Raw genomic sequence first — 18,230 nt, forward strand, 5'->3', positions numbered from 1 at the left:
CCACTTTTCTCCTCTTATCTTAGCAAATCCCCCAAATATTTTGTTTATTTTGCACTTTTTTGAGAATGTTCTTTGCACTTCTTTTCGGCTATACTGATAACACTCAATTGACAGGAGGGTTTAGGATGAATCATGAAACGTTCTTAAAACGGGCTGTCGACCTTGCTCGCGAAGGAGTGAACGCAGGAATTGGCGGGCCTTTCGGTGCTGTTATTGTGAAAGACGGAGCCATTATTGCCAAGGGGCAGAACAACGTCACAACAAGCAATGATCCGACTGCCCACGCGGAAGTGACGGCTATTCGAAACGCCTGCAAGGCGCTTGGAACATACCAGCTTGATGACTGCATTTTGTATACGAGCTGCGAGCCATGCCCCATGTGCTTAGGCGCCATCTACTGGGCCCGGCCGAAAGCCGTTTTCTATGCAGCGGAGCATACAGACGCCGCCGAAGCTGGATTTGATGATTCATTCATTTATAAAGAAATTGATAAACCTGCTGAAGAAAGAACAATCCCCTTTTATCAAGTGACTCTGACGGAGCATTTATCCCCGTTTCAGGCATGGCTTGCTTTTGACAATAAAAAAGAATATTAAAGGATCAGGCATGTGCGGCCTGATCCTTTGTTAATTCGCTGAGAAGCCGCTGCGCCCGTGCGCACTTCGGGTTTGCTTTCAGCGCTTTTTGCAAATACAAAACAGCAGTCATATGCTGACGCAATTCAGCATGGCAGACACCGAGCCAGCAGCTTGATCTAAAATCGGCTGCTCCCTTCACCTGTACGTACAGATGATGTTCACTACCGGTTTGCAGGCAAGCCTCAAACGCTGTGATCGCTTCTCTGACTTTTTTAAGCTGGTACATAATGATTCCTTTATAATAGTGAAGGGTGCAGTAATCCGGATAATGCCCCAGCGCTTCATTGATATCCTGTTCCGCTTCTTCGTACCGTTCTGCTTCAATTAATAATTTATACTTTACATAATAGCTAGCTGGCGGCGGAATTTGTTTTTTTCTTTTACATTCATTGATACAATCCATTGCCTCTCGGAAGGCTTTATCAGTTTTGTTTCCTCTGTCATACTCAGCTGCTTTCTGACAAATGAGAGACGGCTCAGCAGAGGATGTCAGCAATTCTGCATTTAATAAACTTATGTTGCGTTGATGCTTTTGCTGTGCCTCCTGCTCTAAATAGCCGTAATGGTGAATGATACATGGCAGCGAGAAAGTGCTGCTTGCTTCTTCTCCCTCAGGTCTCTCGCCGATACTTCCCGTAAATGTTATGTTTCGCTGATTCCGGATCAGCCTGATCTGCCTTTGTTCAAACGCTTCATTTTCAACCCATTGCTTTCCTGTATAATTCACGACCTTCACGCAACCGAGAGGCGGCAGGCTGTCAGTCAGCAGCGAAGGCAATAGGCTGCCCGTTTCCGGGTCTAGTTCTTCGTCGGCATCCAAGATCAATATCCACTCTCCCTTGGCATGCTGTAAACTAATATTTCTCGCTTGTGAAAAGTTCTGTTCCCATATATGATGATACACTTGGGCATGAAAGCTTTTGCAAATGTCTTCCGTCCGATCGCTTGATCCCGTATCAACCACAATGATTTCATCAGCCATATGCTGCACACTCTCTAAACAGCGGGCGATATGGCGTTCTTCATTTTTCACAATCATACAAACGGACAGCGTTGGTCTTTTCATGTACTCACCTTTTCTCTAGTCTGAATTCACCTATACTACATGTATTCACACTTCAAAAAGTTCATGCCCGCCTCGCATGCTTCCGCATAAAAAAACATCCTGAGAATCCTCAGGATGCCGGTCATTATTTTAATTCTAACGTTACCTCAATATTTCCTCTCGTAGCCTTTGAATAAGGACAGAATTCATGAGCAGCATTAACAAGCTCCTGTGCCTTGTCCCGATCCAAATCTTTCGTGTTCACCACAAGTGTGACGCCGATTTTAAACCCGTCGTCGCTCTCATCCTTCATAAGGCTGACCTGACCTTCAATTTCGGAATCAATGGTAATATTTTGCTCTTTGGCCACGTGTTCGAGCGCGCCGCCGAAGCACGCAGCATATCCTGCCGCAAAGAGCTGTTCCGGGTTTGTGCCGGTTTGTCCTTCTTTTTTTGCATTAGGCATGACAATATCAAAATCAAGAACACCGTCATCTGATGTAATATGTCCTGCCCGTCCGCCGCGAGCGGTTGCTTTTGCTGTAAATAGTGCCATCATTCTCATCCTCCTTATTTCGATCTAGTTGTTATATTTCCCATTCTGAACTTTTTAAACATGCTAGGTTTGCCGAGAATAGGAAAAGTAGCGTTTTTCAGATACAATAGAATGGAATGACGGAAAGAGTTGGTGAACAAGATGGAAAATGAATTTGACCATATGAAATTGGAGAATCAGCTTTGTTTTTTGCTATATGCAAGTTCGCGGGAAATGACAAAGCAATACAAGCCGCTGCTTGACAAGCTGAATGTGACGTACCCTCAATATTTGGCCTTGCTATTGTTATGGGAACACGAAACGCTTACTGTCAAAAAAATGGGTGAGCTGCTGTATTTAGATTCGGGGACGCTCACTCCGATGCTAAAGCGAATGGAACAGCAGGATTTGATTACAAGAAAAAGGTCTGAAGAGGATGAGCGGTCCGTGCTGATCAGCCTGACAGAGGACGGAGCGTTATTAAAAGAAAAAGCGGCTGACATTCCGGGAACGATCCTGGGGCTCTCAAAGCAGTCCGGGGAGGAACTGAAACTGTTAAAATCTGCTCTATATACATTGCTGGAAACACTTCATCAAAAAAATTGAGGATGCCTTTTATGAGGCATCCTCTTTTTCGTTTATTTATATTCAGCTACTTCAAGCGTAACATCGATATTTCCGGAAGTTGCTTTTGAATACGGGCAGACGCCGTGCGCTTTTTGCACAAGTGCCTGTAATTCTGATGCACTGATTCCTTTTCCTTTCACCTGAAGCGTCACACCCAGCTTGTAGCCTTGATCCGCTTCATCCTTTAACAGGCTGACATGCGCTGTAACCTCTGTTTGCACTTTCACTCGTTCTGTTCTTGCTACCAGCTGCAGCGCGCTGTCAAAGCAAGCTGCGTAACCTGCTGCAAACAGCTGCTCCGGATTTGTCGCTTTTTCTAATTTATTTGCTCTCGGTGTCCCCGGCATTGCGACATCAAGCTCAAGAACGCGGTCTGATGAAATTACCTTTCCTTCTCTTCCTCCTACCGCTGAAACAGTAGCTGTAAATAATGGCTGGCTCATTTTCCATTCCTCCAATATATATTTTATACAATTAAATTGTACACAATCTAATTTGCGGTGTCAATTTTTCTGCGCACAAAAAAAGCTTATCCCGGTGTGAGATAAGCTTTTTCATTGAACTTTGCTCCCGCTAATCGCGGATTTGTCCTGTTCCTTTAATGACGTATTTAGTAGAAGTCAGTGCAGGAAGCCCCATCGGCCCTCTTGCATGTAGCTTTTGCGTACTGATGCCGATTTCAGCTCCGTAGCCAAATTCAAAGCCGTCGGTAAAACGGGTTGACGCATTATGATAGACCGCAGCAGCGTCGACAGCCGTTTGAAAATAAACCGCATTCTTATCATCTTCAGTTAAAATCGCTTCTGAATGATTGGTGCCGTATTGTTGGATATGCTTCACAGCTTCTTGGACATTGTCAATCGTCTTTATGCTGAGGACAGGCGCTAAAAATTCTGTCTCCCAATCTTCTTCCGACGCTTGTTTGCTTGAAGGATGAAGTTCACACACAAATTCATCACCGCGAATGTCAACTCCCGCTTTTTCCAGTTGGGCAAGCAATTCTTTCCCGTGCTTCTCCGCCCACGCCTTGTGAATCAGCAATGATTCAATTGCATTACACACAGAAGGGCGCTGCGTTTTGGCATTTACAACAACCTTTTCCGCCATTTGCGGTTTGGCTGTCTCGTCAATGAAAATGTGGCAGTTTCCTGCTCCGGTTTCTAACACAGGCACTGTTGATTCTCTCACAACGAGATCGATCAGCTTTTTGCCTCCGCGCGGGATTAATACGTCTAAGCCATCATTTAACGTAAAGAGTTCTTTTGCCGTTTCTCTGCTCGTATCCTCAATCAGCTGTACGGCGTCAATTGGAAGCGGAGACTGCTCAAGCGCTCTGTGAATGACACTGACGAGGGCTTTGTTGCTGTGTATGGCTGAGGAGCTTCCCCGCAGGACAACCGCGTTTCCCGTTTTTAAGCAGAGGGTTGCCGCGTCGACTGTAACGTTCGGTCTCGCTTCATAGATCATTCCGACCACACCAAGCGGAACACGGATTTTTTCGATAAGCAGGCCGTTCTCCTTTTCAATCGTTTCAAGTGATTCACCGACCGGATCTGCCAAATCAATTAAAAGCTCTACTGCATCCGCTATATCACGAATGCGTTTCTCATCCAGTGTCAGGCGATCAATGATATCAGATGTTAAGCCATTGTTCTTTCCGTTCTCAATGTCTTTCGCATTTTCGGCTAAGAGAAAGTCCTTTTCATGTCGGAGCCCGTTTGCAATGAGGCTGAGCGCCTCATTTTTTTCAGCCGTTGTTTTCATGATCAGTTCCGCTGCTGCTTCGTTTGCCAGCTTCGCTTTTACAGAAACTTCACTCATTTTTCCGCCTCCTAGTCTTTTAAATTGACCCAGTCATTCCTGTGGATCACCTCAAACGTTTTCTCAAAATCAAGTTCATCACTGCGTTTGCCTTTGGCCGCCACAATCTCCTCGGAGGAGTAATGCGTTTGGCCTTTTCCGATCACGCCGCCCGGCCCCCGGACTTCTACGACCGCCCCTTTTGGAAAACTTCCATTTACGCCCACTACGCCAGCCGGCAACAGGCTGCTTCCGTTATGGATCATCGCCTCCTCGGCACCCGCATCAATCACGATTTCTCCTGCTATTGGCGAGTGGAACTGAATCCACTGTCTCGTGTTGTTAACCGAGGACAGTTCTTTGTCTCCGATATAAGTGCCATCTCCCCTGCCGTCCAAAATATCCGCAAGCTTTTGCTCTCCGCTGCCTGTTCCAATGAACACTTTCACGCCAAGAGACAGCGCGGTTTGTGCGGCTAACAGCTTTGATTTCATACCGCCGGTGCCGACCTTTGATCCGGCTGAACCGGCATACCCCAGCAATTCGGGCGTGATCTCAGGCAAATCATCAAATCGTTTCGCCTCAGGATTTTCATTCGGATTGGCATCATACAGACCGTTGATATCAGTGAGAATCATGAGCTGGTCCGCATGAATCAATCCGCTGACTAACGCAGAAAGCATGTCATTATCCCCGAATGTCAATTCTTCAACAGATGTAGAGTCGTTTTCATTGATAATCGGAATGACGCCGCGCTCCAGTAATTCCATAATCGTTGCATACGCGTTTCGATACCGTTCTCTTTTCGAAAAATCATTTCTCGTTAAAAGGATCTGTCCCGGAGTCAGTGAGTATTGTTTGAATTGATTCATATATTGCTGCATTAACAGTGTTTGTCCGACCGCGGCCGCCGCCTGTTTTCCTTTAATGGTAACGGGGCGGGACGGATAACCGAGGCTGAAAAACCCCGCCGCTACGGCTCCCGAGGTAATCAGAATCATTTCATGTCCCGCTTTCTTCAACAGGGAAATAGCCTGAACATGCTCTCTGATTTTCGCCTCATCAATGCTTCCATTGCTATTCGTGAGCGAACTGCTTCCTATTTTCACTACTATTCTTTGTTTTTTCATTTATTCTCCTCCGAGGCTCTTCGCCAGCCAACTTACAATAAAAAAACCCATTCGATCCTGATTCATAAGGACGAAATGGGTTTCCGTGGTGCCACCTTGATTGAACGTGCTTATGCACGCTCCGCTCTCCTGTAACGCCAGGTTATGCGCCTAGGTTTTCCCCCTAAGACTCCAAGGCAGGTTCGGCAGGTTTCATGCGGCAAAATGTTTCAGCGATTCATTTTGCTCTCTGTCACAGAAAGGTCTGCTTACTAATCCTCTTCAACGCTCAATGATTTTTTTATATTATGCAAAGAAAAAAGTCTCTTGTCAAGTTTTCGTCACCAAAAAATGCCCGCATAGCGCGGGCATTTTTCAGTCTAGTTAAAGACGATTGTTTTATTTTCATGAACGATGACGCGGTCTTCCAAATGCCATTTCACAGCACGCGCAAGCACGCTGCGTTCAATTGTTCTGCCGATGTTTTTCAGCGCTTCCGCATTGTCCCGGTGGTCCACACGCTCAATATCCTGTTCAATGATCGGCCCTTCGTCAAGATCGTTTGTGACATAGTGAGATGTCGCTCCGATCAGTTTCACGCCGCGCTCGTAAGCCCGTTTGTACGGATTCGCACCGATAAAAGCAGGCAGGAACGAATGGTGGATATTGATGATGCGATTCGGATGAGCCGAAACAAAGTCAGGTGTTAAGATCTGCATATAGCGAGCGAGAACAATTACGTCAATCTCGTATTGCTCAAGCAGCTCAAGCTGCTTCTTTTCGACTTCCGCTCTGATGTCCTTGTTCGCTTTCATATAGTGGAATGGAATGTTCAGCCGCTCTACCAGCTCTCTCGCATCCTCATGGTTGCTGATGACAACAGCAATTTCCGCCATCAGGTTGCCGGTTTGCCATTCCCAAATCAGCTCATGCAGACAGTGAAGTTCCTTTGAAACAAAAATGGCGACACGCTTCAGCTCGCTTGCCAATGTTAAGCTCCATGTCATGTCGAAGTTTTCCGCTGTAGAGGCAAACGCCTCCTGCAGTGTTTCTTTTTTCTCGCGAATGTCCGCGCAGTCGAATTCGATTCTCAGGAAGAACCGGCCACCTTCAGGGTCTGTCGTATATTGGTTGGATTCTATAATATTGGCGCCGTGTTCAAATAAAAACGCGGAAACCGCCGAGACGATACCCGGCTGATCGGGACAGCTGACCAAAAGACGCCCTTTATCCTCATTTCCGTCACGGTATTCGTTTAACCGCTGGGTCATATATGATTTCATGAATAATCCCTCTTATCTTTGTAAGTCTAAACTATTTATCCATTATACTGAAGATTTGATAAAAATCAATTTATGACATTATTTTTAATCCAACCGCTGAGCATAAAATCAAAGAGATAAAGAAGATCCGTTTGGCGTCTTTCGGCTCCTTGTAAAAGAGGATGCCGATAAGCGCACCGCCGGCTGTGCCAATGCCTGTCCAGACAGCGTAAGCCGTGCCCATCGGAATAGTCTCCATTGCATACGACAGCAAGGAAAATGAAGCGGCAAAACCAACAATGATCAACAGCACCCACTTCACGCTTTTTTCTTTCGCATATTGATTCATAAGGGCCACGCCGGCCATCTCCAAACAGCCCGCGCACAATAAACTGATCCAGTGCAGCATCATGCCTCGCCTCCTTTTTCCTCTGTCTCATCCGGTGTCACAAGCTTCAACCCGATTACACCGACTAGGAGCACGCCAATTAACAAAAGCTTCGGCCATCCAACCGGCTCATGAAACAGAATGATTTCACTCAGCACTGTTCCTGCCGTGCCAAGTCCGGTAAAGACGGCATACACGGTTCCGACAGGCAGACTGTTTGTCGCCTTCATTAAAAGATAAAAGCTGACTATGATGCCGACGGCAGTGCCGCTCCATGTTAAAGCTGAGTCAGCATGCTTTAAGCCTACCACCCAAACAACCTCGAAAACGGCGGCAAGCACGACTAATCCCCATTTCATTTCAGTCATTCCTTTCTTTCTGGTAAGATTCTCCGAAAACAAAAAAACCCCGGACAGTCGTCTCACATGAGATTGACTCTCCCGGGCTTTTTTCCCTCCGTGTGCATACACGCCTCTATTTACGCGTATGTGTTTTCTCTCGGACCAGTCCATGTCCATTGACATGCGGAACCCTAGAAAACTTTACCTGACATCATGATACTAAACTCAGCTCTATCTTTCAATTGTAAGATTTTCTTTCATATACTGCGATCGGTTTATTCCATTTTCTGATCGTTCTATCGTAAAGCATGCCGATTTTCTCCGCTACCCGTATGGACGCTTTGTTATCAGGGTCAATCAAAGCCGCAATTGTGCCAAACTGCCGCTCGGTGAAGCCGTAGTCCAGGCAGGCCCGCGCCGCTTCTTGCGCATAGCCGTTCCCCCAGTGGCGGCGGGCAAACATATAGCCGATTTCCATTACGGTTTAATTTTCGATCTGCTGGGGAACAATGCCGCATTGCCCCAAAAAGTCCCCTGTCCGCTTATCTTCGGCGATCCACAGACTGACGCCGTACCCTTTTTCATTTCTCTTGTTCCAATTGATCCACTCGCGGGTTTGCCTTTTATCTTTTAAGCCGGAATAATATTTCATGACGTCAGGATCGTTAAATATCTCAAACAAAGAGGCTTGATCCTGATCTTCCATATAGCGCAAACGCATTCGATCGGTCACTAGCTTCGTTTTAACGCTCATATTTCACCATATCCTGCTTCCATTCTTTTTTGAGGGCTTCAATATGGGCTTGATGATAGCGGTTATGATCCGCCATATGCCAAATGCCCCACCGTATGGTCGCGGTGTCACTATCGTAAGAAAGCGGCAGATGCAAATCATTTTCAGTTAAGGTGTAACATACCGATTTCAGCTCGTTTACCACATGCCGATGTCTTTTCAGGAGTTCATCTAATCGGGGCTGATTCTCCGGTTCAGGCAGCCGTCCACTTTCATCTGTCATCGGGCCGTATGTCTGTTCAATATGATCCGGTATTCGGTTCTCCTTGATACGCCAGACCCATCTGATATCAACATTTGCGATATGGCACAAAAGCTGAGCAGTGCTGTTTTTTGTTTGGCAGCGCCCCTTATAATAAAGTTCACTGTGTGTCATGTGACTTACGATAGAAGCCAGACGGAGACTGTTTTCTTCCACTGCGGAATACAGCAGACTGACAGTCGGCGCCATGTCGTTTCTAATGGATAAGTCCTTCATGTCCAGTTCCCCCCTAACTAGGTACATTTGACACCAAACAAAAATTCCCTTTAAAAAAGAAAAAGCTCTCGTTAAAAACAGAGAGCAATCTCAATTGTTATTTCCCGGTTTATATAAATAAGGATCATGCTGCGATTCATTTGAGGAATTCAAATCAAGCGAGATATCGCCATGGACATTCATCGTGCCTAGTGTGATCGAGGACAGCAGTTTGGGGCTGTGCCCTTTTTCCTCAAGCTGCTCAAACAGCCAGGATCGGTTTTTTTGGAGGTACTTCAAATTATGGTCAAGAATTTCGCCATCCAGTATGAGTGGAATCGGGATAAAATTCCGTTCAGCTTCCATATTCAAATCCCGCACCTGCACCGCTCTCGCTTCCTCTTTTGGAATGACGCTTACTTCTCCCGTTTCTTCTATGATGGCAAGATCAATATCAGCTGGATTCGCATAGCCCTTTTCCCTCAGCTTTCCGAGCAGTTCATTAACAGTCAGCCTTTCTTTGCGCAATCCCTGTTCATCAATATCTCCGTTTCGGATTAAGACTGTCGGGCTTACGACAAGCAACCATCTCCATTTATTAGAAAGGGAGAGTTTGGTCATCAGGAGATAAAGGACCAAAAAAGCGCCCGCGTAATAAATGGACATCGGCAGCTTGGATGTAAGAATCGGTTCACTGATAATCGTACCAATCGCGAAGGTCAAAAGCAGATCAAAATTGTTCATTTGTGACACGGCTTTTTTACCGGCAAGCCGAAACAGAATATACGCAATCGAAAATACGATAACTGGCTTCAGTAAAAATGCCCATACCATCCATAACACTGATCTTTACCTCCATCCGCTCGTTATATTGAGCCTATTGTTCCCTGAAGCAGATCCTCTATGCATCATACCCTTTTATCCGGCCTTAAATAGGCTAGGCGAATATCTCTGGCGGCGGGGAGTCAGTATCGTCGGATGCAGAAACAGTGCCTGTCTGCCACTACTACCATGATAAAAAAACTCTTCTCTTAGTGAGAAGAGTTTCGCGGGGTGCTCAAACGGATTGCGCCAAACTTAATTGCGGGCCAAACAGCTCGTAATGGATTGACTCCGGCGCTGATCCTAGTTTTGACACAAGCTGATGCATCGCCGTAATAAATGACGGTGAACCGCAAATATAATAATCCGCATCTGTATTGATAATCAGTTGTTTGAGGAACTGTTGATCAATCTGTCCTTCATGAAACAGAAGGTCACCTGCACGGTCTTGCTCTGTCGGCTCGCGATACACAAATGCTGTTTTGACAGAAGCATGGTTTGCCGCTTCTTCCACCTCATGGCGCAATGCGTGGTATTCACTGTTTTTCGCGGCATGAATGAAAAGAATCTGCCGTTCAGGCTGCTTGGAAACAGACGTTTTCAGCATGCTGATCATTGGTGTTATGCCAACTCCGGCACTGATTAGAACAAGATCTTTTTGTGATGAAGGATCTAAAACAAAGTCCCCCGCCGGTGCGCTGATCTCTATTGAATCTCCCTCATGCAGTCCATCGTGTAAATACGAAGACACGGCACCGTCTTTCTTCACTGAGATTCGATAATAGTCTTTTCTCGGCATATCAGACAGGCTGTATTGACGGATTTGCGTATATTCAGCATCAGGAATCCGCACTTTGATGCTGATATACTGCCCCGCTTGAAATTCAGGTAACGGCTTGCCGTCTTCCGGCTTCAAATAGAAGGATGTAATTTCTTTGCTTTCGTGCTCTTTTTTTGCGATGACAAATGGCTTATACTCTTTCCAGCCGCCGGCTTGATCCTCTGCCCGCTCATACATTTCTTTTTCAATTCCGATGAACGCGTCAGCGATTACTCCGTACGCTTTCTCCCATGCCTGCATAATGTCAGGTGTCGCAGCGTCTCCCAGAACATCTTTAATCGCAATCAGCAAGTATTTGCCGACGATCGGATAATGTTCAGCCTTGATTCCGATACTGCGGTGTTTGTGGCCGATTTGTTTGACGACCGGAATGATATTTCCGAGCTGGTCAATATTTGCTGCAGCTGCAATAACGGCATTTGCAAGGGCAGTGCGCTGTGTTTTTTTCTTTTGGTTTGTTTGATTAAAAATGTTCAGAAGCTCTGGATGGCCTTGGAACATCAGATCGTAAAAACGGCCAGTGATGGCTTCTCCATGCTGTTGTAATACGGGTACAGTGCTTTTAATGATTTCGATTGTTTTATTATCTAACATTTCATAAACAATCCTTTCAAAAGATGTATTTAAAATATATCTTTAAGATACAAGATCTCGCAGATAAAAGATATATCTAAAATGAATCTTTAATAAAGTTGTCACAAGATTTTCAATTTATCGTGACAATTGTTGCTTTTTTATAGAATCCCCTAGCAAAAACGGACTAACCTTTGTAATAATCACCATAAGAAAGGTGCAAAGCACAAAAAAACCCAAAACAACATATGTCTTGGGTTTAACATTTACCAAGGCCTTTCAGTTCCGAGCGCATTTGCAAGGGCCTGGCTGTGCTTTTTGCGGTTTTTTCGTTCATTGGCGCGCTGAACCGCCGTATTATGCAGCATGATTTCTTCTTCTGTTTCCGGTACAACTCTCGGTACAGGCACCGGCTTGCCATTTGAATCCAATGCGACAAATGTCAAAAAGGATGTCGCGGCGAGTTCCCGTTCGCCAGTCATCAGGTGCTCCTTAATGACTTTTACAAACACCTCCATGGACGATGTGCCGACCCATGTCACATATGACTCTAAGCAGACAGACTCCTTTTGGCCTATCGGCTTCAGAAAATCCACTGAGTCCATCGAAGCGGTTACTGTTTCACGCCTGCAATGGCGCGCCGCGGAAATTGAAGCAATGTCGTCAATGTAACTCATTAATTTTCCGCCAAACAGCGTGTTATGGTTGTTCGTATCAAGCGGGAACACCCTGCTGGTTTTTACAACCTTTGACTCTTTACAAAATCTTGTTTCCGGTGTTTCCATATCTTTCTCCCCTTTGATGTCTGATCGTTTAGCTACATACACTCATATTCTCCTATTAAACAATATTCTCTGCCATTTGTCTAAAATTTAAAATGGTCTGTCAGGTTTACTTTCCAACACGTTTAATGATTTTCATGATGAGGGAATAATACATGTATTCTTCATACGGTCAGGAGGAGAACCAAATGGACGTATCCATCCCGAAACATCAGCGCAAAACGGTATGCCGAACGGAATACGGCGCACTTGAGAAAGTCATTTTATGCAGACCGGAGCATATGACGATAAAAGATGTCATAAACGAAACACAAAAACATTTTGAAGATGACAATATTCATGTGAAAACCGCTACAGATCAGCACAGCCGCTTTATTGAAGCACTCAGGTCACACAACATCGACGTCATCCTTTTACCTGTCCGCGACGGACTCCCCGAGCAGGTCTTTACCCGGGACATCGGATTTGTCATCGGAGAAAAAGCCTTCCTCTCGAGCATGACGGAACCGATTCGCCAAGGGGAAGAAGCTATTATAAAAGAGTTTTTTCACACTCAAGGCATTCCTTACACCCACATACTTCATACAAGCATTGAAGGCGGTGATGTCATTGTCGATGGTGAGATCGTCTACGTCGGAATCAGCCAGCGCACGGATATGTCAGCCATCGGTCAGCTGGAAGAGGCGCTTCCTGACTATACAGTCGTTCCCGTTCACCTGCATGAAAAATATTTGCATTTGGACTGCGTATTTAACATCGTATCTGAAAGCGAAGCGTTAATTTATCCAAAAGCCCTTGAGCCAGAGGAAGTTGAAATGCTGGCAAAACGCTATGATCTCATTGAAGTGCCCGAGGATGAACAATTTACACTTGGTACCAACGTCCTTTCAATCGGGAGAAAAACGATCATTACCCTTCCTTGCAACCGCCATGTCAATCAGCAGTTATCGAATAGAGGCTATCACATCATTGAAATCGACCTTACAGAAATTATTAAATCAGGCGGTTCCTTCCGGTGCTGTACGATGCCGCTGATGCGCGGCGAATGATCAATATTCCCCTTTTTCAAGTTTTGAACAGCTTATTTTATCAAGATACGTTAATATAGAGGTGACATCATTTTTAAGGGGGCATTCGCATGACAAAGTACATAGGATATGTCGGAACATATACAAAAGGCGGAAGCGAAGGGATTTATTCATTTGAGCTTGATTCTGAGAAGAAAACACTCAGTGAGCCAAAGCTTGCCGCTAAGCTTGGCAACCCGACATATGTGACACCGAATAAAGATAACTCGATCCTTTATTCAATTGAAAAAGCAGATGGCCAAGGCGGAGTTGCTGCTTATAAAATTGATCAAAACAGCGGCGAATTAACATTTCTGAATCATCAGTTAATTGATGGCCCATCGCCGTGCCACGTAAACGCCGATGAACATAATCAATTCGTATTGACAGCCAACTATCACAGCGGGAAAATCCACGCTTTTCCGATTCAGGAAGACGGAAGCTTACAATCACCTGCTTCAGAAGCCGCTCACACAGGAAAAGGGCCGCACGAAAGACAAGAAAAACCGCATATACATTACGCGGGGTTCACACCTGAACACAATTATGTCGTAGCGGTTGACTTAGGAATCGATAAGCTGTACACCTATAAAATGAAAGACGGCGTATTGACTGAATCCGGAAGCCATGCCTTCGCTCCCGGCGCAGGACCTCGCCATATCGCTTTTCATCCGAAAGAAAAATACGCTTACGTGATGACAGAATTAAGCAATGAAGTAATTGCGCTTGAATACAATCCGACAGCCGGCGAATTCAGAGAAACCCAGGTCGTCTCTGCCATTCCTGATGATTTTACGGATAACAGCCAGGGAAGCGCAATTCATGTCACACAGGACGGCCGTTTTGTTTACGTCGCAAACCGCGGCCATGACAGTATCGCTGTATTTGAAGTGAATCAATATTCAGGCGAGCTGGCATTCGTAGAAAGAGTCTCGACAGAAGGAAACTGGCCTCGCGACTTCGTCCTTGATCCAACGGAAGCGTTCCTTGTTGCTTCAAATGAAGAAACAGGCAATCTTGTCCTGTTTGAAAGAGACAAAGAAACCGGCCGATTGACAGTGCTTCCTTCAACTGTTTCCGTCCCTTACCCGGTTTGTGTGAAATTTTTACATCAAGCATAAAAACAAAGACTGGCTCCGCAAAAAGGGCCAGTCTTTTTGGTTTATCTCACCTTTTCTTTCGTATCAGCATTTCGATACAAATGGCAAGCGACAAATCGGCCGGCTTCGATTTCTTGAAGCTGGGGACGGGATTCCCCGCATTCTGGCATCGCCTCCGGACAGCGGGTTCGAAACACGCAGCCGCTCGGCGGATTGACCGGGCTCGGCAGCTCCCCTTTTAAGAGGATGCGCTCGCGCTTATCCTCCAATTCAGGGTCTGGAATCGGAATCGAGGATAAAAGCGCCTTTGTATAGGGATGCAGCGGTTCACGATACAGGATACCGCTCTCTGTGATTTCCATCATGTGCCCTAAGTACATGACACCAATCCTGTCACTGATATGCTTCACCATCGAAAGATCATGGGCGATAAATAAAAACGTGAGCCCTTTCTCTTTTTGAAGCCGCTTCAGCAGGTTGACGACCTGCGCCTGAACCGAAACATCAAGTGCAGAAATCGGTTCGTCCGCCACGATAAATTCAGGATTCAGCGACAGTGCTCTGGCAATGCCGATTCTTTGCCTTTGTCCGCCGCTGAATTCATGGGGATAACGGCTGCCAAAATCGGGGTGAAGCCCCACTGCCTCAAGCAGCTCGTCCACGATGAGAAGCCGAGCTTTATGCGTATTGTAAAGGTTGTGAATTTCCATAGGCTCCAAAATGATGTCTCGAACGGTCATGCGCGGGTTAAGCGAAGCATAAGGATCCTGAAAAATCATCTGCAGCTTGCGGTTGAAGGCAAACTGCTCTTTGACACTTAGTGCGTGAAGGTTCGTTCCGCGGTATTTCACACTTCCTTCTGTCGGCTGATACAGGCGCATCAGCACCCTCCCCAAGGTTGATTTCCCGCACCCTGACTCTCCGACAAGCCCGAACGTTTCTCCTTCACGAATCTGAAAGGTGACCCCGTCGACAGCTTTGACTGTCCGCTTTTTTCCTGCGTCAAAATGCATTTTCAGCTGGCTGACCTCCAACAAAGGCAGTGGCGTCATTTGTCTCCCTCCTTATTCTGAAAAACAGCGGCGCACCGCACATCGTTCTTTTTCATAAATTGTCTCTTTTAATGTCAGGATTTCGATTGATTTTCCTGTCTTTGGAGAATGAAGCATTTTCCCACCGCCTACGGACAGACCGACGTGATGAATCGCTCCTTTTCCTTCCTCATAAGCAAAAAACAGCAGATCACCGGCTTTCATATCATCAAGCGGAACATCTTCCCCCGCCTTTGCCTGATCTCCCGCATCACGGGGGATGTTGTATCCGTTGGCCTTAAATATACTGTACATAAACCCGGAGCAATCAAACCCAAACCCGCTGATCCCTCCCCACAGGTATGGAAGCCCGAGAAAAAAAGCCCCCGTTTGAACGATGTCTTCAGCAGTCCCTTTCTGTTCGCGGACAGGCACTGCATCACTTTGCTTCACAAACCTTTCCCCAAAAACGGTCGCAACCTTAAAATATCCGTTTTCTTCTGCAATGAAGGGGAGAACCGTCAAAAAGCTCAATTCGATCTCCTTTTCTCCATTACTTTTGTACAAAAAGGCAGCCGGTTTACTAATCATGACATCGTTTTGTATATGGATAGGACTTGTTTTTTTCAGCTGGTTCTTTTTCATCCAGCCCGGATATCCACGCGGATCTTTTCGGGATGGCTGGCTCGGCACAATGACAGAAACCCATTCGCCCTGTTCCGCCGTCACCAGTACCTTTTCGCCAAAGAGAACCTGAGTTTGGATGATATTGTCTACACATAATCCAAGCCGCTCATCATACGTCATGCGCTCCAACCAGTCTCTGATCATTACGGTCGGACGAATCATCACTTGGTCAGCAGGACGCGGCGAATCAGGCGCGGTCCAAATGTTGGCCACTGCTGAGATGACAGTATGCATCATGGTTTTATTTCCCCTTTCTATAGCGCAGCTCCGGTGATTCCGAGACCCGGTCTGTCAGGCATCGCAATCGTGCTGCCGCTGTATGTGATGCCGCCTTTGATGACATCTGTTTTCAGCATCAGCGGCGCGTCAAAATCAAAGCGTGTGATATTTCTTTTGCTTGCGGCGAAATGCGCCGCGGCCGTAATGCCCAGCTTCGTTTCAATCATGCTGCCGACCATGCACTCCACTCCGTTCGCCTCAGCCATGGCATTGATTTTCTCTGCTCCGCTGATGCCGCCCGCTTTCATCAGTTTAATATTGATTAAGTCTGCGCTCCGCGTTTGAAGAACTTCGAACGCCTGACGCGGCGTAAAAACACTTTCATCGGCCATAATCGGCGTGGCTGTCGCATCTGTCACCTTTTTAAGCCCAGCGAGATCATCTTTAAGGACAGGCTGTTCGACAAGCTCAATACCAAGACCTGCATCCTCCATTTTCCGAATGGCAGCTATCGCTTCCTTAGGTGTCCATCCCTGGTTGGCGTCTAAACGAAGTTTCACGGCTGGTCCGACACGTTTTCTTATTTCTTGGATACGGGCGATATCTGTTGCGATATCATCTTTGCCGACCTTTATTTTCAGTGTTTGAAAGCCTTGTTTGAGATAATGCTCGGCATCCGCTGCCATCTCTTCTGGTGAGTTGACACTGACGGTATAATCTGTTTCCAGCGTATCCCGGTATCCGCCGAGCATTTGATAAAGCGGGAGTCCGCACATCTGCGCCCAGCCGTCGTATACCGCCATTTCCACAGCCGCCTTCGCGCTCTGGTTTCCTGTAAGGAGATGCTGGATGTCATGCAAAATGGCCCCATAACCAGACAGGCTTTTTCCAAGCAGTGCCGGTTTCAAGACATTGTGAATCGCACTTTCAATGCTATCCATGCTGTCTCCTGTAATCACCATCGTTGGAGGTGCTTCCCCCCATCCGATGGCGCCGCTGTCATAAGTGATCCTTACAATGACCGATTCAGCCGTATATACAGTGCGAAGTGCGGTTTTAAACGGTTTTGTCAGCGGTACGGCGATTCGACTTGTGTCTATTTGAATGATTTTCATGTCTTCAGCGCCCCTTCTGAAACGCCTGCCTCAATGACGACTGTTTTTTCTGCTGTATTCATAGCAGCTTGCGCGCCTACCGGTACGGCGATACTCGGTGAACAGTGGCCGATTTTAAAACCTCTCAGTGCAGGCTTGCCCGCCGATACAATATAGTCTTCAAGCACTTGCTCAAGTGAGAGGGACTTCTCTCTTTTCACCGGGACACAGTTATGAAAATCACAAACAAGAATTCCGGCTGCGTCCGTCAGTTTCCCTGCCATTTTCAGCTGATTCAGCATCCGGTCGATTTGGTAAGGCTCCTCGTCAATATCTTCAATAAACAGAAGCTTCCCTCTCGTATCCATTTCAAACGGCGTGCCCAGCGTAGACGTCAGCAAAGAGAGATTTCCTCCGACAAGCTCCCCTTCCGCTTTTCCGGGAACAAGCACGGTCAGCGGAGAAAGCTCTTCTGTATAGGTGAATTCCGTCTCTCGGAAGAGCTGCTCATACGACGCTTTTGTCAGCGGGTGAACGTCGTCGAGGCCAATATCTGAACTGAGCATCGGGCCGTGGAAGGTGACAAGACCTGTGTTTTGATGGATGGCAGTATGTAAAAACGTAATATCGCTGTATCCCCAAAAGATTTTAGGATGTTTGCGGATTAAGCTGAAATCAATGCCGGCGGCGATACGTCCTGTCCCAAAACCCCCGCATGCGCACAGCACTGCTTTTACCTCCTCGTCTCTGAACATCTCATGGAGATCAGCCAGCCGCTCATCATCCTGTCCCGCTAAATAGCCGTGCTGGTTTTTCAGCGCCTTGCCCAATTTCACCTTTAAACCGAGCTCTTCTAAAAATAAAAGCGCGGTTTCAAGCTTTTTTGGATCCGGCGGGCTTGCGGGCGCGATCACTCCAACTGTATCACCCTTTTTAAGCGCTTTTGGCTTGTGATTCAACTGAACCACTCCTTTCATTTGCTCTGCACCCTACGTATACGTGCAAAAAAGAGAAAAAAT

Annotated in this window: 20 protein-coding genes, 1 pseudogene, 1 riboswitch and 1 other annotated feature; of the genes and pseudogenes, 4 read left to right on the plus strand and 17 right to left on the minus strand. The window is 46.4% G+C overall.

Translation table 11 applies throughout. The annotated features are described in order from the left end of the window. Positions 1-125: 125 nt before the first annotated feature. Positions 126-596, plus strand: coding sequence for a guanine deaminase (gene guaD, locus V6D41_RS07650; protein ID WP_333517780.1), 471 nt, complete (start codon positions 126-128; stop codon positions 594-596). Positions 597-600: 4 nt separating this feature from the next. Here guaD and V6D41_RS07655 read toward each other — a convergent pair whose 3' ends face one another. Beyond that, the gene (locus tag V6D41_RS07655) at positions 601-1,704 is read right to left on the minus strand and encodes a glycosyltransferase family 2 protein (protein ID WP_333517781.1); all 1,104 of its coding nucleotides are present in this window, start codon (positions 1,702-1,704) and stop codon (positions 601-603) included. Between the two features lie 124 nt (positions 1,705-1,828). Then, positions 1,829-2,239 carry an organic hydroperoxide resistance protein gene (locus tag V6D41_RS07660; RefSeq protein WP_333517782.1) on the minus strand — a complete coding sequence of 137 codons (411 nt, stop codon included), beginning with the start codon at positions 2,237-2,239 and terminating at the stop codon, positions 1,829-1,831. A 141-nt stretch (positions 2,240-2,380) separates the two neighbouring features. Here V6D41_RS07660 and ohrR point away from each other — a divergent pair, with 141 nt between their 5' ends. Beyond that, positions 2,381-2,824, plus strand: a complete 444-nt coding sequence (gene ohrR / locus V6D41_RS07665; protein ID WP_087990939.1) for an organic hydroperoxide resistance transcriptional regulator OhrR — start codon at positions 2,381-2,383, stop codon at positions 2,822-2,824. Positions 2,825-2,856: 32 nt separating this feature from the next. Here ohrR and V6D41_RS07670 read toward each other — a convergent pair whose 3' ends face one another. The 11 genes and pseudogenes from V6D41_RS07670 to V6D41_RS07720 form a co-directional block, all read right to left on the minus strand. Beyond that, entirely contained in the window at positions 2,857-3,288 is a 432-nt protein-coding gene (locus V6D41_RS07670) for an organic hydroperoxide resistance protein (RefSeq protein WP_333517783.1), read from the minus strand. 130 nt (positions 3,289-3,418) lie between these two features. Then, a complete protein-coding gene (gene proA, locus V6D41_RS07675; protein WP_333517784.1) occupies positions 3,419-4,666 on the minus strand; it encodes a glutamate-5-semialdehyde dehydrogenase in 1,248 nt (415 codons plus the stop codon). Between the two features lie 11 nt (positions 4,667-4,677). Beyond that, positions 4,678-5,775, minus strand: coding sequence for a glutamate 5-kinase (proB, locus tag V6D41_RS07680; protein ID WP_333517785.1), 1,098 nt, complete (start codon positions 5,773-5,775; stop codon positions 4,678-4,680). A 63-nt stretch (positions 5,776-5,838) separates the two neighbouring features. Next, positions 5,839-6,049, minus strand: a binding site (T-box leader). Between the two features lie 85 nt (positions 6,050-6,134). Beyond that, on the minus strand, positions 6,135-7,037 hold the full coding sequence (gene purU / locus V6D41_RS07685; protein ID WP_202328577.1) for a formyltetrahydrofolate deformylase: 903 nt from the start codon (positions 7,035-7,037) through the stop codon (positions 6,135-6,137). 70 nt (positions 7,038-7,107) lie between these two features. Continuing rightward, positions 7,108-7,425 (minus strand): multidrug efflux SMR transporter subunit YkkD, encoded by a 318-nt coding sequence (gene ykkD, locus V6D41_RS07690; protein ID WP_333517786.1) that lies wholly within the window; start codon positions 7,423-7,425, stop codon positions 7,108-7,110. Further along, on the minus strand, positions 7,425-7,763 hold the full coding sequence (ykkC, locus tag V6D41_RS07695) for a multidrug efflux SMR transporter subunit YkkC (RefSeq protein WP_333517787.1): 339 nt from the start codon (positions 7,761-7,763) through the stop codon (positions 7,425-7,427). Before ykkC ends, ykkD begins: the two co-directional genes overlap by 1 nt. A gap of 76 nt (positions 7,764-7,839) precedes the next feature. Continuing rightward, positions 7,840-7,951, minus strand: a riboswitch (guanidine-I (ykkC/yxkD leader). Positions 7,952-7,983: 32 nt separating this feature from the next. Beyond that, positions 7,984-8,499 (minus strand): annotated as a pseudogene (locus tag V6D41_RS07700) (GNAT family N-acetyltransferase). Continuing rightward, positions 8,489-9,016 (minus strand): DinB family protein, encoded by a 528-nt coding sequence (locus V6D41_RS07705; RefSeq protein WP_333517788.1) that lies wholly within the window; start codon positions 9,014-9,016, stop codon positions 8,489-8,491. Before V6D41_RS07705 ends, V6D41_RS07700 begins: the two are co-directional and overlap by 11 nt. 90 nt (positions 9,017-9,106) lie before the next feature. Further along, positions 9,107-9,838 (minus strand): DUF421 domain-containing protein, encoded by a 732-nt coding sequence (locus tag V6D41_RS07710; RefSeq protein ID WP_333517789.1) that lies wholly within the window; start codon positions 9,836-9,838, stop codon positions 9,107-9,109. A gap of 214 nt (positions 9,839-10,052) precedes the next feature. Further along, the gene (gene hmpA, locus V6D41_RS07715; protein WP_333517790.1) at positions 10,053-11,252 is read right to left on the minus strand and encodes an NO-inducible flavohemoprotein; all 1,200 of its coding nucleotides are present in this window, start codon (positions 11,250-11,252) and stop codon (positions 10,053-10,055) included. Positions 11,253-11,497: 245 nt separating this feature from the next. Further along, positions 11,498-12,016 carry an acyl-CoA thioesterase gene (locus V6D41_RS07720; protein WP_087991041.1) on the minus strand — a complete coding sequence of 173 codons (519 nt, stop codon included), beginning with the start codon at positions 12,014-12,016 and terminating at the stop codon, positions 11,498-11,500. Positions 12,017-12,201: 185 nt separating this feature from the next. On the opposite strand from V6D41_RS07720, the gene V6D41_RS07725 reads away from it, so the two are divergent. Both V6D41_RS07725 and V6D41_RS07730 read left to right on the plus strand, forming a co-directional pair. Next, on the plus strand, positions 12,202-13,062 hold the full coding sequence (locus V6D41_RS07725; RefSeq protein ID WP_333517791.1) for a dimethylarginine dimethylaminohydrolase family protein: 861 nt from the start codon (positions 12,202-12,204) through the stop codon (positions 13,060-13,062). An 89-nt stretch (positions 13,063-13,151) separates the two neighbouring features. Next, entirely contained in the window at positions 13,152-14,201 is a 1,050-nt protein-coding gene (locus V6D41_RS07730; RefSeq protein WP_333517792.1) for a lactonase family protein, read from the plus strand. 41 nt (positions 14,202-14,242) lie between these two features. Here the strand turns inward: V6D41_RS07730 and V6D41_RS07735 are convergent, their stop codons facing one another. The 4 genes from V6D41_RS07735 to V6D41_RS07750 are packed head-to-tail and all read right to left on the minus strand — an operon-like array spanning position 14,243 to position 18,188. Beyond that, complete coding sequence (locus V6D41_RS07735) at positions 14,243-15,232, minus strand: ABC transporter ATP-binding protein (RefSeq protein ID WP_333517793.1); 990 nt, start codon at positions 15,230-15,232, stop codon at positions 14,243-14,245. Positions 15,233-15,244: 12 nt separating this feature from the next. Then, positions 15,245-16,135 carry a C40 family peptidase gene (locus tag V6D41_RS07740; protein WP_333517794.1) on the minus strand — a complete coding sequence of 297 codons (891 nt, stop codon included), beginning with the start codon at positions 16,133-16,135 and terminating at the stop codon, positions 15,245-15,247. A 17-nt stretch (positions 16,136-16,152) separates the two neighbouring features. After that, positions 16,153-17,232, minus strand: a complete 1,080-nt coding sequence (ykfB, locus tag V6D41_RS07745) for an L-Ala-D/L-Glu epimerase (RefSeq protein WP_333517795.1) — start codon at positions 17,230-17,232, stop codon at positions 16,153-16,155. Next, entirely contained in the window at positions 17,229-18,188 is a 960-nt protein-coding gene (locus V6D41_RS07750; RefSeq protein ID WP_202328571.1) for a S66 peptidase family protein, read from the minus strand. The genes ykfB and V6D41_RS07750 overlap by 4 nt, the downstream gene beginning before the upstream one ends. Positions 18,189-18,230: the final 42 nt, after the last annotated feature.

The organism is Bacillus sp. 0102A (assembly GCF_036765155.1).
Taxonomy (GTDB): Bacteria; Bacillota; Bacilli; order Bacillales; family Bacillaceae; genus Bacillus; species Bacillus subtilis_G.

What these genes read in the sequence shown, in the direction of transcription:
- proB (WP_333517785.1), bottom strand. Translation starts at nt 5,775, where the DNA reads ATGAAAAAACAAAGAATAGTAGTGAAAATAGGAAGCAGTTCGCTCACG.
- purU (WP_202328577.1), bottom strand. Translation starts at nt 7,037, where the DNA reads ATGAAATCATATATGACCCAGCGGTTAAACGAATACCGTGACGGAAAT.
- V6D41_RS07655 (WP_333517781.1), bottom strand. Translation starts at nt 1,704, where the DNA reads ATGAAAAGACCAACGCTGTCCGTTTGTATGATTGTGAAAAATGAAGAA.
- V6D41_RS07725 (WP_333517791.1), top strand. Translation starts at nt 12,202, where the DNA reads ATGGACGTATCCATCCCGAAACATCAGCGCAAAACGGTATGCCGAACG.
- V6D41_RS07660 (WP_333517782.1), bottom strand. Translation starts at nt 2,239, where the DNA reads ATGGCACTATTTACAGCAAAAGCAACCGCTCGCGGCGGACGGGCAGGA.
- guaD (WP_333517780.1), top strand. Translation starts at nt 126, where the DNA reads ATGAATCATGAAACGTTCTTAAAACGGGCTGTCGACCTTGCTCGCGAA.
- V6D41_RS07750 (WP_202328571.1), bottom strand. Translation starts at nt 18,188, where the DNA reads ATGAAAGGAGTGGTTCAGTTGAATCACAAGCCAAAAGCGCTTAAAAAG.
- V6D41_RS07705 (WP_333517788.1), bottom strand. Translation starts at nt 9,016, where the DNA reads ATGAAGGACTTATCCATTAGAAACGACATGGCGCCGACTGTCAGTCTG.
- ykkD (WP_333517786.1), bottom strand. Translation starts at nt 7,425, where the DNA reads ATGCTGCACTGGATCAGTTTATTGTGCGCGGGCTGTTTGGAGATGGCC.
- proA (WP_333517784.1), bottom strand. Translation starts at nt 4,666, where the DNA reads ATGAGTGAAGTTTCTGTAAAAGCGAAGCTGGCAAACGAAGCAGCAGCG.
- V6D41_RS07735 (WP_333517793.1), bottom strand. Translation starts at nt 15,232, where the DNA reads ATGACGCCACTGCCTTTGTTGGAGGTCAGCCAGCTGAAAATGCATTTT.
- V6D41_RS07720 (WP_087991041.1), bottom strand. Translation starts at nt 12,016, where the DNA reads ATGGAAACACCGGAAACAAGATTTTGTAAAGAGTCAAAGGTTGTAAAA.
- ykkC (WP_333517787.1), bottom strand. Translation starts at nt 7,763, where the DNA reads ATGAAATGGGGATTAGTCGTGCTTGCCGCCGTTTTCGAGGTTGTTTGG.
- ohrR (WP_087990939.1), top strand. Translation starts at nt 2,381, where the DNA reads ATGGAAAATGAATTTGACCATATGAAATTGGAGAATCAGCTTTGTTTT.
- hmpA (WP_333517790.1), bottom strand. Translation starts at nt 11,252, where the DNA reads ATGTTAGATAATAAAACAATCGAAATCATTAAAAGCACTGTACCCGTA.
- V6D41_RS07740 (WP_333517794.1), bottom strand. Translation starts at nt 16,135, where the DNA reads ATGATGCATACTGTCATCTCAGCAGTGGCCAACATTTGGACCGCGCCT.
- ykfB (WP_333517795.1), bottom strand. Translation starts at nt 17,232, where the DNA reads ATGAAAATCATTCAAATAGACACAAGTCGAATCGCCGTACCGCTGACA.
- V6D41_RS07670 (WP_333517783.1), bottom strand. Translation starts at nt 3,288, where the DNA reads ATGAGCCAGCCATTATTTACAGCTACTGTTTCAGCGGTAGGAGGAAGA.
- V6D41_RS07730 (WP_333517792.1), top strand. Translation starts at nt 13,152, where the DNA reads ATGACAAAGTACATAGGATATGTCGGAACATATACAAAAGGCGGAAGC.